A 14,346-nucleotide genomic window follows, 5' to 3' on the forward strand; every position below is an offset into this window, starting at 1 on the left:
CATGAGCAAGACACTTGGGATCGGCATCCTGGGATGCGGTAATATCTCGGCTGCCTATATGCGCCTGGCGCCGCTTTTCCGCGGCATCGAAGTGCGTGCCTGCGCCGATATCAACGAGGCGGCCGCCAAGGCCCGGGGAGAAGAATTCAACCTGCGTGTGGAAACGGTCGACGGCCTGCTGGCCGCCGACGACATCGACATCATCGTCAACCTGACCATTCCGTCCGCGCATTTCGAAGTCTCCAAGATTATCCTGGAAGCGGGAAAGCACGTTTATTCCGAAAAGCCGTTCGTGCTCAGCGTCGCGGAAGGGCAAGCCCTTGCCGCGATCGCCGAGACCAAGGGGCTCCGGATCGGATCGGCGCCGGATACGTTCCTGGGCGGCGCCCATCAGCTCGCCCGCCACCTCATCGACAAGGGCGCCTTCGGCAAGGTCACGTCCGGCACCTGCTTCGTCCAGAGCCCCGGCATGGAGATGTGGCACCCGAACCCGGACTTCTTCTTCAAGGCCGGCGGCGGTCCGGTTCTCGACCTCGGCCCCTATTACGTCTCCAATCTGGTTCAGCTTCTCGGACCGGTGAAGCGGGTCGCCGCCATGAGTTCCAGCGGCCGGCAGGAGCGGACCATCACCTCGCAGCCGCGTTTCGGCGAACTGATCGCTGTCGAGACCCCGACCACGATCCATGCGGTGATGCAATTCCATTCGGGCGCCCAGATCACCTATTGCGCAAGCTGGGACGTGTGGCAGCACGGCCATTCCAACATGGAGCTCTACGGCCTGGACGGCACGCTTCATGTTCCGGACCCGAATTTCTTCGGCGGCGAAGTGCGCATGACCGAGAAAGGCAGCTTCGTGAATATTTCCGAAGCCTGGAACCATCCGTTCTCGAAGACGAACGACCGGACCTTTGCGAACTACCGGACGGCCGGCCTGGCGGACATGGCGCAGGCTATCCTGGAAAACCGGCCGCACCGTTGTTCTTTGGAATTTTCTCTGCATGTTGTCGATGTGATGACGTCGATTCTCGCTTCCGGCGAGAGCGGTCGATTCATTGACATCAACACCACCTGCGACCGGCCGGAAGCGCTGGATCCGCAGGCAGCACAAGGCCTCCTGGCCTAAACTGGAGCATCCATGAGCTGGACTGCAGCGCAGACGCGCTATGACGCAATGCAATACCGCAGGTGCGGGAGATCGGGCCTCAAGCTGCCGCTGATCTCCCTCGGCCTCTGGCACAATTTCGGCGACGACACGCCGCACAACCGCAAGCGCGACATCGCCCGCACCGCCTTCGATCTCGGCATCACCCATTTCGATCTCGCCAACAACTACGGACCGCGGCCCGGCGCGGCCGAGCAGGCCTTCGGCGAGTTGCTCAGGACCGATTTCGCACCCTACCGGGACGAGATGATCATCTCCTCCAAGGCCGGCTATGAAATGTGGCCCGGACCCTACGGCGAATGGGGAAGCCGCAAATACCTGATCGCCTCCTGCGACCAGTCGCTGAAGCGGATGGGGCTCGACTATGTCGACATCTTCTATTCCCACCGCTTCGATCCGGAGACGCCGCTGGAAGAAACGATGATGGCGCTCGACCAAATCGTCCGCTCTGGCCGGGCGCTTTATGTCGGCATCTCTTCGTACAACTCGAAGCGGACCCGGGAGGCCGCGGCGATCCTGAAGGAACTCGGAACGCCGTGCCTGATCCATCAGCCCAGCTATTCCATGATCAACCGCTGGGTGGAGGATGACGGGCTGCTGGATACGCTGGACGACCTCGGCATCGGCTCCATCGCCTTTTCGCCGCTCGCCCAGGGCATGCTGACGAACAAGTACCTGTCGAGCATTCCGGAAGGCAGCCGGGCGACCCAGGGCAAGTACCTGTCGAGCATTCCGGAAGGCAGCCGGGCGACCCAGGGCAAGTCCCTGCGCGAACAGTTCCTGAGCGAGGAGAACCTGGCGACGATCCGCGAGCTCAACGCCATCGCGGAACGGCGCGGCCAGACCCTTGCCCAGATGGCGCTGGCCTGGGTGCTGCGCCATGGCCGGGTGACCACGGCGCTGATCGGCGCAAGCCGGCCGGAACAGGTGAAGGACTGCGTCGGCGCGATTTCAAATCTCGATTTCACCGAGGCCGAGCTGAAGGAAATCGAGGCAACGACGGTCGAGGCGGACATCAACCTGTGGGCCGCTTCCGCGGAACGGAAAGGACCGCCGCGCAAATGATTCTTATATCAACCGTCATTGATTGTGACCCATCTGACCGAGTTTTCGCACCGTCCGGCGAGAAGTGCTTCGCAGGGCGATGCGGGGCATCGGCCAAGAAGCGCGACGCGCCTCGCCGGCAAACCGATATGGTCCATCAGATGAGTCATGATCAATGACGGTTGGTATTAATCCCATCCTGCCGGGCTTCAACCCGGATCCCTCGATCTGCCGGGCGGGCGATGAATATTTCATCGCCACGTCCACGTTCGAATGGTATCCGGGCGTCCAGATCCACCGGTCGAAGGACCTGGTGACCTGGGATCTGGCCTGCCGTCCGCTCAACCGCGCAAGCCAGCTCGACATGCGCGGCAATCCGGACAGCGGCGGCATCTGGGCTCCCTGTCTCAGCTATGCGGACGGGCGGTTCTGGCTGGTCTATACGGACGTCAAACGGCTGGATGGGAATTTCAAGGACGCCCATAATTACATCGTGACGGCGCCCTCGATCGAGGGGCCGTGGAGCGATCCGGTCCATGTCAGCTCCCACGGCTTCGATCCGTCGCTCTTTCACGACGACGACGGCAGCAAATGGTATCTGGTCCTGCAGTGGAACCACATTTCCAACTCGGTCGGCGGTCATCCGCGCCATCCCGCCTTCGACGGCATCCTGCTGCAGGAATGGTCGGAGAGTGACGGGCTGATCGGCAAGCCGAAGAAGATCTTCTCCGGCAGCCCGCACGGTTTGAGCGAAGGCCCGCACCTGCATAAGCGAGGCGGCTGGTACTACCTTACCGTTGCCGAAGGCGGGACGGGATACAATCATGCGGTCACGATGGCCCGATCCCGGTCGATCGACGGGCCTTACGAGCTTCACCCGCAAACCCACCTGATTACGGCCAAGGACAATCCGGACTGGGCCCTGCAAAGGGCGGGTCACGGCCAGATCGTCGAGACGCCGGACGGCCGGGTCTACCACACGCATTTGTGCTCGCGGCCGCTGCCGGGCCGGTTCTCGCCGCTCGGGCGCGAGACCGCGATCCAGAAATGCGTCTGGCGCGAGGATGACTGGCTCTATCTGGAAGATGGCGGAACGCTGCCGCAGATCGACGTGCCGGGTCTCGGAGCCGCAACTGCCCGCCCGCCGCAAAGGATCGAGCGGGACTTTACCGGCGCTTCGCTTCCGCAAGAGTTCCAATGGCTGCGCACGCCCCTCCCGGAACGGCTGTTCACGCTGACGGGATCGGCGCTTCGCCTCATCGGCCGCGAAAGCGTCGGAAGCTGGTACGAGCAGTCGCTGGTCGCCCGGCGCCAGGAACACCTGACCTACCGAGCCGACACCGTGCTCTCCGCCTTCGACCCGGAGACCTATCAGCAGGCGGCGGGACTGACGACCTATTACAACCGGCACAAATTCCACTTTCTGGCCGTCAGCTGGAGCGAGCAGACCGGCCGCTGCCTGACGCTGCTGTCCTGTCCGGGAGACTGGCCGGACGGCAAGCTCAGCTTTCCTGCGGAGCCGGTGGCGATCGCGGAAGGACCGGTCGAGCTGGCCGTCGACGTCGACGGGCTCCGGCAGCAGTTTTTCTGGCGCCAGCAGGGCGCTGGCTGGCAGACCTTCGGGCCGGAACTCGATGCCGGCGTGATTTCCGATGAAGGCGGGCGGGGCGAGCACGGGTCCTTCACCGGCGCCTTTGTCGGCATGCTCGCCTTCGATATTACCGGTCACGGCAAGACCGCGGATTTCAGCAGATTTTCATATGCACCGGAGGGATCGTGAGCGCGCACACGCCGCACGCGGCCCCGTATATCATTGAGGGAGAAACTCATGGCTGGACTGATCAAGGGGCCCGCGATTTTCCTGGCCCAGTTTGCCGGAGACGAAGCTCCGTTCAACTCGCTGCCCGCGATCGCCAAATGGGCGGCCGGCCTCGGTTACAAGGGCATCCAGATACCCACCTTCGACAGCCGCCTGTTCGATCTCGACAAGGCGGCCGAGAGCCGGGCCTATTGCGATGAGGTGAAGGGCATCTGCGCGGACGCGGGCGTGGAGATCACCGAGCTGTCCACGCATCTTCAGGGCCAGCTCGTTGCCGTTCATCCCGCCTATGACCTCGCCTTCGACGGTTTTGCGCCGGCGCAGGTCCACGGCAACCCGAAGGCCCGGCAGGAATGGGCGGTCGACCAGATGAAGAAGGCGGCCGCGGCGAGCCGCAACCTTGGCCTCAACACCTCGGTCAGCTTCACCGGCTCGCTTGCCTTCCCCTATCTCTATCCCTGGCCGCAGCGCCCGGCCGGCCTGATCGACGAGGCCTTTTCGGAACTGGCGAAACGCTGGAAGCCGATCCTCGACGTCTATGAAGAGCACGGCGTCGATGTCGGCTACGAAATCCATCCCGGCGAGGATGTCTTCGACGGCGCGACCTTCGAGATGTTCCTTGAGGCTCTCGGCGGACACGGGCGCTGCCGGATCAACTACGATCCCTCGCATTTCCTGCTGCAGCAGATGGATTACCTGGCCTTCATCGACATCTATCACGAGCGCATCTGCGCCTTCCACGTGAAGGATGCGGAGTTCAATCCGGACGGCCGCCAGGGCGTCTATTCGGGTTACCAGAGCTGGGTCAACCGGGCCGGACGCTTCCGCTCGCTCGGCGACGGGCAGGTCGACTTTTCCGGCATCTTCTCGAAGCTGGCGCAATACGGTTATGACAGCTGGGCCGTGCTGGAATGGGAATGCTGCCTCAAATCGCCCGAACAGGGCGCCGCCGAAGGCGCACCGTTCATCGAGAGCCACATCATCGAAGTCACCGACAAGGCCTTCGACGATTTTGCCGGCGGCAAGACGGATCAGGAACAGATCCGCAAGATGCTGGGGCTCTGAGAGCAGTTCCCAGGATCGCCGCTTTCGCTTCCCGACCAGCCGCAGCGCGGGCCGGGATGCGCTTGGCTTGCGTGATCACAAGCAGCATGAGACAAGGAAAAGTGCAAATATCGTGCCGATCTGGTAGCTGAACATGCCTCTTTCGAGCAAGTCTCCGCAGAAAATTTCGGTGATGCTGTTCGGGGCCTTTTCCAACCATTGCCTTGCCAACGCGATCGAGCCGTTCCGGGCCGCCAATACGATTGCGGGGCGGCAGCTCTATCAGTGGCGGATCTTCAGTCTTGACGGCGGCGCGGTGACCTCTTCCAGCGGCCTGACGATCGCGACCGACTGCTGGTCCGATGTCAGACCGGCGGGCGATCTTCTGTTCGTGATGCCCGGCTACGGTTTCAAGGATCTTGCGGTTCCAATAACGAACCAGGCCCTGCGCGCGGCGGGCAAGCGCTTTTCGACACTTGTGGGCCTCGACATGGGTGCGTGGCTGCTGGCCGCCGCAGGTCTGCTGGACGGGCGCAAGGCAACCATCCACTGGGACGAGTTCACGTCCTTCGCCGAAACCTTTCCCGATGTAGAGGCGGTCGAGGACAGGTTCGTTCTGGAGGCGGATCTCGCCACCTGCGGCGGTGCCTCGACGGCGATGGAGCTCACGCTGGAACTCATCAAGCGACAGCACAGCGCGATGTTCGCGCTCGAAGTCGGAGCGCTCTTCATGCATGGCGAGAGGCCGGGACTGCATGACCCCTATCAGCGCATGAGTGCGGACACGCTGGTGCGCAGCGCGGCCGCCCTGATGCGCCGGACGATAGAAGATCCGCTGTCGATCCCGGAGCTCGCCCGCCGCCTCAACATCGACCAGCGCAGCCTCGAGGATCGCTTTCAGTGCGAAACGGCGATGACGCCGCTTGCGGTCTACAAGGCCATCCGCCTGCGCGAGGCCAGAAGGCTCGTCGAACTCACCCGGCTCAGCATCGCCGAAATCGCCGAACGCTGCGGCTACCGCAACACAAGCGCCATGACCCGTGCCTACCGCCTGGAATTCGGTGAGCCGCCCAGGGTGCACCGGAAACTCTGCCCGTAGTTCATTACTTTCTGGATATTTTCATTCGATCAATATCGAAGCATGAGTAAAATACAGTGTTTTGGTCCACCAGGGCACGGGGTGCCTTGCTGTAGGTTACGTCATAGTCCTTGGTTTCAATCCAGAGGCACTGCGTAAACAGAGGTTCGCCCGTCTTGAGCAAGTACATACTCTCCCGGCCCGAGAACTCAAATGACCGGGCACGTCCAGAGCCCGAGCTTTCACACACTCTTCCGGCGGGGAATGAAGTTTCCTTTTCAGTGAATTCTGAACAAAAGATTCCGCCGATGGGACTGACGAAAAACTCATAAAACACGAGAGAAACCATCATGGCAGCAACCGTTGCAATCGATATTAGGAAAATACGCGTACCAGTCTTCATTGGGCACCCACTAGTTCTCGCAGAATATTCCAAAAGAACCGAGACCGTTCATTCCGGCCAATCGACTTTTGGTCACGTGATCACGACGTCAGCCCGAGTTCATCGATCACCGCCTGCACCGCCAGCCGAAAAACCTGTTCCTCCGCACTCGGCGGCGTGTCCGGCCGGGTCATCAGGCCGACCGGGCCCTTGGTGATGTCGCTGTCGAACGGCAGCCGGACCAGGTGGCCGTCGGCGACCTCGTTCTGCACGACGCCTGAGGAGATAATCCAGACCGCGTCGGACCGGCGCGTATAGACGCGGCCGAAGGCGCCGGAGACGGTCTCGATCCTGTTGGGGATCTCGCCGACACCGTTGGCCATCATGTAGCGCTCGACCAGCGGCCGGATCGCGGAGCCCTCCGGAGGATAAATGACCGGCCAGTCGACGATCTTCTTGAGATCAGGCGTCTTCACCAGCGGGTGTCCTTTCCGGACCACCAGGTCGACCCGCTCCGAATAAAGCTGGGTGAAGGAGACCCCCTCCATGGCCGCCGGGTGCCCCAGGCGCCCGATCACCAGATCGAGCTCGCCCAGCTTCAGCCGCTCGATCAGGTAGCCGATCGGGCCGTCCATGATCTGCAGCATCACGTTGGGCGCCATTTCCGAGAACTCGCGCACCACAGACGGCATGAAGCTGGCGGCAACGCTCGGCAAGGCGCCGACCTTCAGCCTCGCACGGGCATCGCCTTCCTTTTCGACACCGTCCAGCCCCTGCTGGAGGCTCGCCAGGGAAATCTGCGCGAAATGAAGGAACACCTTGCCCTGTTTCGTCAGGGCAATGCCGGCCCTGTTGCGTGTCATCAGCGTCGCGCCGATGATTTCTTCCAGTTCCTTCAGCGTCTTGGAAATGGCCGGCTGGGTGAGGCTGAGCTTGTCGGCAGCGAGCTTGAGGCTGCGCTCCTGTGCGATTTCGATGAAGCACTGGATGTGCCGGAACTTTATCCGCCGGTCGATCACTAACTTTCCTTTTTCAGAAACTAAGCGGCTCTATTTCTCATTTTACTTCTTATTTTCGAACATTCAATATGAGTTCAACAGAGGGGGAGAACATGCGCACACAGGTTGTCATCGTCGGCGGAGGACCGTCCGGCCTCCTGCTCGGGCAGCTTCTCTACCGCAGAGGCATCGACACCGTCGTTCTGGAGAGGAAGACGCGCGACTACGTGCTCAGCCGCATCCGTGCCGGCATTCTTGAAACCGGGTTTGTCAACCTGATGCGTGAGGCGGGCGTCGCCGAGCGCATGGACAGGGAATGCTTCGTCCATCACGGCACCTCCATCTCCTACGAGAACGAGATGTTCGACATCGACTTCCGCAAGTTGATCGGCGAAAACGTCATCGTCTATGGCCAGACCGAAGTCACCCGGGACCTCTACGACGCCCGGGAGGCGACCGGCGGCAAGACGATTTTCGAAGTCGAGAATGTCGAGATCTGCGGCGCGGACAGCGACGCGCCCCATGTGACGTTCACCACCGAGGGCAGAACGCAGCGGATCGACTGCGACTTCGTTGCCGGCTGCGACGGCTTTCACGGGGTCAGCCGCAAGACGATTCCGGACACGGTGCGCAAGGACTACGAAAAGGTGTACCCGTTCGGCTGGCTGGGCGTGCTTTCCGAAACCCCTCCCGTCCATGACGAACTGATTTATGCCAATTCCAGCAGGGGCTTTGCGCTGTGCTCCATGCGCAACGAGAACCTGTCGCGCTACTATGTTCAGTGCCATGCCACGGACCACGCCGACGAATGGAGCGACGAGGCGTTCTGGAAGGAACTGAAACTCCGCCTGCCGGAGGAAATTGCCGACAAGCTGGTGACCGGCCCGTCCATCGAGAAATCGATCGCGCCGCTGCGCTCCTTCGTCAGCGAACCGATGCGCTGGGGCCGGCTGTTCCTGTGCGGGGATGCCGCCCATATCGTCCCGCCGACCGGCGCCAAGGGCCTCAACACCGCCGCCTCCGACGTGCACTATCTTCATGAAGGCCTGATGCAGTTCTACGAAGACAGGGACAGCCACGGCATCGACCGCTATTCCGAAAAGGCGCTGGCCCGGATCTGGAAAGCCGAACACTTCAGCTGGGCGACGACCAACATGCTGCATCGTTTCCCGGACCAGTCGGAATTCGATCTGAAGATACAGCGGGCGGAGATCGAGGCCCTGCGTTACCACGAAACGGCGCAAATGTGGTTTGCGCAGAACTATGTGGGGCTGCCCTACTGATGAAGATCGCAAAGCTTTCCTGTGTCGACCTGCACTGGCGCGATGACGGCGATCCGGACGGTGTGCCGGTCGTCTTCGCAAATTCGCTCGGAACCGATCTGCGGCTCTGGGACAAGGTGATCGACCGGCTGCCCGCGTGGGGTCTGCGGCTGATCCGCTTCGACAAGCGCGGCCACGGCCTTTCCTCCTGTCCGGCCTCGCCCTATTCCCTGGAGGATCTGGCCGGGGACACGGAGGAGTTCCTGGAGCAGATCGGTGTCACGAGCTGCCTCTTCGTCGGCCTTTCCATCGGCGGGATGATCGGCCAGCTTCTGGCGGCCCGCCGGCCGCAGCTCGTCAAGGGACTGGTGCTGTCGAACACCGGCGCCAAAATGGGTGAAGCCGCCATGTGGCAGGACCGGATTTCGCGCATCCGCACCGGCGGCATCGAGAGCCTTGGCGATGCGATCCTGGAGCGCTGGTTCTCGGCGGGCTTCCGGCAGAGCGGAGAAGCGATTGCCTGGCGCAACATGCTGACGCGCACGCCGGCGGAGGGCTATATCGGCTGCTGCGAGGCGATTGCGGGCACGGACCTCACCGCCTTGACATCGGCCCTGCGCCTGCCCGTTCTCGGCATCGGCGGCTCCGAGGACCTTGCCAGCCCGCCGGACCTGGTGCGCGCCACCACAGCGCTCGTTCCCGGCAGCCGCTACGTGGAAATCGAGGCCGCGGGGCATTTGCCCTGCGTGGAACAGCCGGACCGGTTTACCGGCCACCTGAAGACGTTTTTCAAGGAGGACCTCCGTGTCGAAACGATATGAACAGGGCATGACGGTCCGCAAGGCCGTGCTCGGCGAGGACTATGTCGCGCGGGCCGAAGCTGCCAAGACCTCGCTGGATGAGCCGTTTCAGACCCTGATCACCGAGGGCGCATGGGGAACCGTCTGGGCCTCCGACGGCATCAGCCCGCGCGAACGCTCCATGCTGACCCTCGCCCTTCTGGCCGCGCTCGGCAATTTCGAGGAAATCGCCATGCATGTGCGGGCCACCGCGCGCACCGGCGCCAGCAAACAGGACGTGATCGAAGCCTTTCAGCACGTTGCCATCTATGCCGGGGTGCCACGGGCCAACCAGGCGCTTAAGATCGCCAAGGAAACCTATGCAGAGATGGAACGAAACAGTCATCAGGCGGCCCGTTAACGGGACCGGATGGGAGGATGCAAGATGAAACCAGGGCCTTTTTATCAGCGGGACCGCGAGTGGCATCCGCCGGCGTTGACCCCGGACTACAAGACCAGCGTTGCCAGATCGACGCAATATTCGCTGATCAGCCTTGAAACGACGGTCAGTGAAATCACCGGACCGGTCTTCGGGCACAACGACATCGATCCGCTCGACAAGGACCTCATCCAGAACTATGCCAAACCGGGCGAGAGTGCGATCGGCGAGCGGATCATCCTGCACGGCCGCGTGCTGGACGAGAATGCGCGGCCCATCCCGAACACGCTGGTGGAGATCTGGCAGGCGAATGCGGGCGGCCGGTACCGGCACAGGAAGGACACGTATCTTGCTCCCATCGATCCGAATTTCGGTGGTTGCGGCCGCACGCTGACGGACGAGAACGGCTACTACTATTTCCGCACGGTGAAGCCCGGCGCCTATCCGTGGCGCAACTGGGTGAACAGCTGGCGGCCGGCCCATGTCCACATGTCGATCTTCGGCACCGCTTTCGCCCAGCGGCTGATCACCCAGTGCTATTTCGAGGGCGATCCGCTGATCCCGAAATGTCCGATCGTGAATACGATCCCGGATCCGGAGGCCATCCAGCAGCTGATTGCACGGCTGGACATGAACGCCACCATCCCACTCGACACCATCGCCTACAAGTTCGACATCGTGCTGCGCGGGCGCCGGTCCACCCTGTTCGAGAACCGCATGGAGGGCAACTGATCATGCGCCAGCAACTGAACTACCTGAAAGAAACGCCGTCACAGACCGCCGGCCCATACGTCCATATCGGCCTGGCGCCGGGGGCGGCCGGGTTCGAGATCTACCGCCAGGAGCTCGGCTGGGACATTGCCGGCCCGAATGCCAGAGGCGAGCGCATCCGCGTCGAGGGCCGGGTGATCGACGGGATGGACTCGCCGATCAAGGACGTCCTGCTGGAGGCCTGGCAGGCGAATGCGGACGGGATCTATGCGCATCCGGAACATCAAGGCGAGGTGGAAGAGGGGTTTCGCGGCTGGGGCCGGGTCATCACCGATTTCGAGACCGGCGACTGGGGCTTCGACACGGTCAAACCCGGACCGGTGAAGACACCGGACGGCAAGGTGGCGGCCCCGCATATCAGCCTGTGGATCGTTGCCCGCGGCATCAATGTCGGCCTGCAGACGCGGCTCTATTTCGAAGACGAGCATCAAGCCAACGCCGCCGATCCGGTGCTCAACCTGATCGAGTGGGAACGGCGCCGCCAGACGCTGATCGCCCGCAAGGAGACACGCGACGGCCAGACGGTCTATCGCTTCGACATCAAGCTGCAAGGGCAGGACGAGACGGTCTTTTTCGATATCTAGATGGGAAGTTGCAACAGGTATCCGCCAGAAACACTCCGGCGGTGAATACATGTACGTCCTCATCCTGAGGAGCCGCGCAAGCGGCGTCTCGAAGGATGGGCCGCTTGCTCGGAGGATGGAGCCCATCCTTCGAGACGGACCTCACGGTCCTCCTCAGGACGAGGGTGTGTTTCCAGACAACCTGTTGAAAGCGATCTCCTTTTCCGCATTCAGGTGAGCCAGCCTGAAGGGAATTTGTTCCAAAGGTAAGTACGACCAATGACGAAACCCTGCATCATCTGTGTCGCGATCACCGGCTCGCTGCCGAAAAAAGCCAACAATCCGGCCGTGCCGATAACCATCGGCGAACAGGTGGAAAGCACCCAGGAAGCCTTTGAAGCCGGTGCCGCGATCGTCCACGCGCATGTGCGCAATGACGACGAGACGCCGTCCTCCGATCCGGAGAAATTCGCCCGGCTGAAGGAAGGCCTCGAGAAACATTGTCCCGGCATGATCATCCAGTTCTCCACCGGCGGACGGTCCGGCGCGGGCAAGGCGCGAGGAGGCATGCTTTCCCTGCAGCCGGACATGGCCTCGCTTTCCGTCGGCTCGAACAACTTCCCGACCCGGGTCTACGAGAACCCGCCGGACCTGGTCGACTGGCTGGCAAGCGAAATGCGCAGCTATCACGTGAAGCCCGAAGTCGAGGCCTTCGACCTCAGCCACATTCACCAGGCGGCAGCCATGAACCGGGACGGACGCATTCCCGGCAAGCTCTATGTTCAGTTCGTCATGGGCGTCAAGAACGCCATGCCGGCCGACCGGGATGTCTTCGATTATTACATCAGGACCGTGCAGCGGCTTGCGCCGGATGCCGAATGGTGCGCCGCCGGGATCGGCCAGCACCAGCTGACAATCAACGAATGGTGCATCGCCTCAGGCGGGCATACGCGCACGGGCCTTGAAGACAATGTCCGCCTGGACCGCGACACGCTCGCCCCGTCCAATGCGGCGCTCGTGAAACGGGCCGTCGATCTTTGCGACAAATACGAGCGCCCCGTCGCGTCCTGGCAGCAGGCGCGCGAGATACTGGAAATTCCGGTGAAGGCGGGTTGACCGCCTGCCCTGGGTAGCTCTCAATAAAAACCTGAATTGCTGCCGTCCGGAGACTTTGCCGGACCGCAGCTTGACCAACCGCGTGTGAGCCATGCCTGTTTCCCTGTTTTCCAGCACGATCCATTCCGGCCTCTTTGCCGACGAGGAGCTGATGGCCTTCCTCGGGGATGCCAGCGATATTGCCCATATGGTCGCCTTTGAGCGCGCGCTTGCAAAGGTGCAGGGCAAGCTCGGCATCATTCCGCAGGAGGCAGCGCAGCAGATCCTGGAGAAGCTTCAGGATGCGACCATCGATCCTGGCAAGCTGACCGCGGGAACCAGATCGGCAGGGGTGCCGGTTCCCGCCCTGGTCGCCGAATTGCGAAAGGTCTCCGGAGAAGAGGCCGGCCAATGGCTGCACTGGGGCGCGACCAGCCATGACGTCATGGACACGGCGCAGGCGCTCCAGGCAAAGGCCTGCCTCGCCATCCTCGCGGTGCGCCTCGCGGTCGTGATCGACACGCTCGAAGCGCAGAGCAAGCACAATGGCGACCTTTTGCTCGCCGGGCGCACGCGCAGCCAGGTCTCGACGCCAGTGACGCTCGGTTACCGGATCGCCCAGTGGGCGCATCCGCTGATCGATGCGGAAAATGCCCTGCCCGACATGCAAAGATCCGCACTCAAGGTGCAGTTCGGCGGTGCCTCGGGCATCAACAGCGCTATTGCACCGAACGGGTCCGCTGTAGCGGACGCGCTGGCGGAGGAATTCGGGCTTGAAGCAGGCCCTTCCTGGCATGTCAACCGGACACCTGTCCTGACGCTCGCGGCCTGGCTGCAACAGGTCTGCTCGGGCCTGGCCAAGATGGCGGGCGACCTCGTGCTGATGGGACGGACCGAGAGCGCCGAGGTTGCGGCCGGCTCCGGTGGCGGGTCGTCGACCATGCCGCAAAAGGCCAATCCGGTTCAGGCGGAGACCATTCTGGTCCTCAACCGGATCGCCATCGCCGCCCACGCCGGGCTCACGGCTGCCGCCGATCCGGCGGAAGAGCGGGACGGTTCGAAATGGCCGCTGGAGTGGATGTTCCTGCCGCAACTCATCCTGGCTACCGGCATGGCCCTCTGCCATGCACAGGAACTGGCGGACACCCTGAAACCCGATCCGGACAGGCTTGCCGCCACGCTGGAGGCCAATCCGGAGATCATGGCGGAGACTGCAAGTTTCGTGCTTGCCCGCAACGGCGTCTCGCGCGCGCAAGCGAAAGAGCTCGTGGCGGAAGCTTCCAGGGATGACGCGCCATTTGCGGAGGCCCTTGCAAGCATCAGCCCGGTCGAACTCGACTGGCAGAAGGCCCTCGACCCAAAGGAAGTCATCGCTCCGGCGAAGGAAATGTCGGCCCGCATCTTTGCCAAACGCGTGCGGCGGGACCGGGGCTAGAGCGTGCGAAAAGGTACTGCCCTCTCCGTCATCCTCCCGGCCACGCGTAGCGCAAGCCGGGATCGGAGAGCCACAACCCCTCAGGAATTCCAAATGCTGATCGGAAGCACCCCGGCGCTCCGATCCCGGATCTCCGCTTCGCTGCGTCCAGCCTCCTCTCCGAGTCACCCCGGCCCAGCGTAGCGCAGAGCCGGGGCCTACTCGCTGGTCCGCTTGCCGCAGCGTGTAACGACGCCTGCAGGCGGACCTCCTGCTTCAATTTGTAAGCGTTCTGGAAATGAGTAGGCCCTGGGTCTCACTGTCGTTCGCCCGGGGTGACCCGGAGAGGAGGCTGGACGCAGAAGTCACCACAAGGCAACCCGGCGCTCTCATAGACACAGATGACCGGTCAAAGGTTTTTCAGCGCGGCACTGCCCACCGCCTCACCACGCTATCGCATGGTCATGATGACGCGGATGGTCCCACCGAAACAACT

Annotated in this window: 13 protein-coding genes; 12 read left to right on the plus strand and 1 reads right to left on the minus strand. The window is 62.5% G+C overall.

Translation table 11 applies throughout. The annotated features are described in order from the left end of the window. The first annotated feature begins 1 nt into the window (after position 1). The 5 genes from ON753_RS19840 to ON753_RS19860 all read left to right on the plus strand — a co-directional run bounded on the left by ON753_RS19840 (position 2) and on the right by ON753_RS19860 (position 6,168). The gene (locus ON753_RS19840) at positions 2–1,123 is read left to right on the plus strand and encodes a Gfo/Idh/MocA family protein (RefSeq protein WP_265964730.1); all 1,122 of its coding nucleotides are present in this window, start codon (positions 2–4) and stop codon (positions 1,121–1,123) included. Between the two features lie 12 nt (positions 1,124–1,135). Further along, complete coding sequence (gene mgrA, locus ON753_RS19845) at positions 1,136–2,227, plus strand: L-glyceraldehyde 3-phosphate reductase (protein ID WP_265964731.1); 1,092 nt, start codon at positions 1,136–1,138, stop codon at positions 2,225–2,227. Positions 2,228–2,381: 154 nt separating this feature from the next. Next, complete coding sequence (locus tag ON753_RS19850) at positions 2,382–3,986, plus strand: glycoside hydrolase family 43 protein (RefSeq protein ID WP_265964732.1); 1,605 nt, start codon at positions 2,382–2,384, stop codon at positions 3,984–3,986. Positions 3,987–4,034: 48 nt separating this feature from the next. Then, a complete protein-coding gene (locus tag ON753_RS19855) occupies positions 4,035–5,090 on the plus strand; it encodes a sugar phosphate isomerase/epimerase family protein (protein WP_265964733.1) in 1,056 nt (351 codons plus the stop codon). Between the two features lie 133 nt (positions 5,091–5,223). Then, positions 5,224–6,168, plus strand: coding sequence for a GlxA family transcriptional regulator (locus ON753_RS19860; RefSeq protein WP_265964735.1), 945 nt, complete (start codon positions 5,224–5,226; stop codon positions 6,166–6,168). Positions 6,169–6,630: 462 nt separating this feature from the next. Here ON753_RS19860 and pcaQ read toward each other — a convergent pair whose 3' ends face one another. Further along, entirely contained in the window at positions 6,631–7,548 is a 918-nt protein-coding gene (gene pcaQ / locus ON753_RS19865; RefSeq protein WP_265964737.1) for a pca operon transcription factor PcaQ, read from the minus strand. Between the two features lie 92 nt (positions 7,549–7,640). Between pcaQ and pobA the strand changes: the two genes are divergently transcribed. From pobA to ON753_RS19900, 7 genes are all read left to right on the plus strand, one after another. Then, positions 7,641–8,810: a 4-hydroxybenzoate 3-monooxygenase gene (gene pobA / locus ON753_RS19870; RefSeq protein WP_265964739.1), complete on the plus strand. Its 1,170-nt coding sequence runs from the start codon at positions 7,641–7,643 to the stop codon at positions 8,808–8,810. Then, entirely contained in the window at positions 8,810–9,610 is an 801-nt protein-coding gene (pcaD, locus tag ON753_RS19875; RefSeq protein ID WP_265964740.1) for a 3-oxoadipate enol-lactonase, read from the plus strand. The genes pobA and pcaD overlap by 1 nt, the downstream gene beginning before the upstream one ends. Next, positions 9,594–9,989 (plus strand): 4-carboxymuconolactone decarboxylase, encoded by a 396-nt coding sequence (gene pcaC / locus ON753_RS19880; protein WP_265964742.1) that lies wholly within the window; start codon positions 9,594–9,596, stop codon positions 9,987–9,989. Before pcaD ends, pcaC begins: the two co-directional genes overlap by 17 nt. Positions 9,990–10,013: 24 nt before the next feature. Beyond that, positions 10,014–10,739 carry a protocatechuate 3,4-dioxygenase subunit beta gene (gene pcaH, locus ON753_RS19885; protein ID WP_265964744.1) on the plus strand — a complete coding sequence of 242 codons (726 nt, stop codon included), beginning with the start codon at positions 10,014–10,016 and terminating at the stop codon, positions 10,737–10,739. Between the two features lie 2 nt (positions 10,740–10,741). Beyond that, positions 10,742–11,362, plus strand: coding sequence for a protocatechuate 3,4-dioxygenase subunit alpha (pcaG, locus tag ON753_RS19890; RefSeq protein WP_265964746.1), 621 nt, complete (start codon positions 10,742–10,744; stop codon positions 11,360–11,362). A 258-nt stretch (positions 11,363–11,620) separates the two neighbouring features. Beyond that, on the plus strand, positions 11,621–12,457 hold the full coding sequence (locus ON753_RS19895) for a 3-oxoadipate:acetyl-CoA acetyltransferase (protein WP_265964748.1): 837 nt from the start codon (positions 11,621–11,623) through the stop codon (positions 12,455–12,457). Between the two features lie 91 nt (positions 12,458–12,548). After that, positions 12,549–13,871, plus strand: a complete 1,323-nt coding sequence (locus ON753_RS19900) for a lyase family protein (RefSeq protein ID WP_265964750.1) — start codon at positions 12,549–12,551, stop codon at positions 13,869–13,871. The last annotated feature ends 475 nt before the right edge of the window (positions 13,872–14,346 follow it).

Origin of the sequence: Roseibium salinum, assembly GCF_026240905.1 — a bacterium.
Lineage (GTDB): Bacteria > Pseudomonadota > Alphaproteobacteria > Rhizobiales > Stappiaceae > Roseibium > Roseibium salinum.

What these genes read in the sequence shown, in the direction of transcription:
- ON753_RS19900 (WP_265964750.1), top strand. Translation starts at nt 12,549, where the DNA reads ATGCCTGTTTCCCTGTTTTCCAGCACGATCCATTCCGGCCTCTTTGCC.
- pcaH (WP_265964744.1), top strand. Translation starts at nt 10,014, where the DNA reads ATGAAACCAGGGCCTTTTTATCAGCGGGACCGCGAGTGGCATCCGCCG.
- ON753_RS19895 (WP_265964748.1), top strand. Translation starts at nt 11,621, where the DNA reads ATGACGAAACCCTGCATCATCTGTGTCGCGATCACCGGCTCGCTGCCG.
- ON753_RS19850 (WP_265964732.1), top strand. Translation starts at nt 2,382, where the DNA reads ATGACGGTTGGTATTAATCCCATCCTGCCGGGCTTCAACCCGGATCCC.
- pobA (WP_265964739.1), top strand. Translation starts at nt 7,641, where the DNA reads ATGCGCACACAGGTTGTCATCGTCGGCGGAGGACCGTCCGGCCTCCTG.
- ON753_RS19855 (WP_265964733.1), top strand. Translation starts at nt 4,035, where the DNA reads ATGGCTGGACTGATCAAGGGGCCCGCGATTTTCCTGGCCCAGTTTGCC.
- ON753_RS19860 (WP_265964735.1), top strand. Translation starts at nt 5,224, where the DNA reads ATGCCTCTTTCGAGCAAGTCTCCGCAGAAAATTTCGGTGATGCTGTTC.
- pcaG (WP_265964746.1), top strand. Translation starts at nt 10,742, where the DNA reads ATGCGCCAGCAACTGAACTACCTGAAAGAAACGCCGTCACAGACCGCC.
- mgrA (WP_265964731.1), top strand. Translation starts at nt 1,136, where the DNA reads ATGAGCTGGACTGCAGCGCAGACGCGCTATGACGCAATGCAATACCGC.
- pcaD (WP_265964740.1), top strand. Translation starts at nt 8,810, where the DNA reads ATGAAGATCGCAAAGCTTTCCTGTGTCGACCTGCACTGGCGCGATGAC.
- ON753_RS19840 (WP_265964730.1), top strand. Translation starts at nt 2, where the DNA reads ATGAGCAAGACACTTGGGATCGGCATCCTGGGATGCGGTAATATCTCG.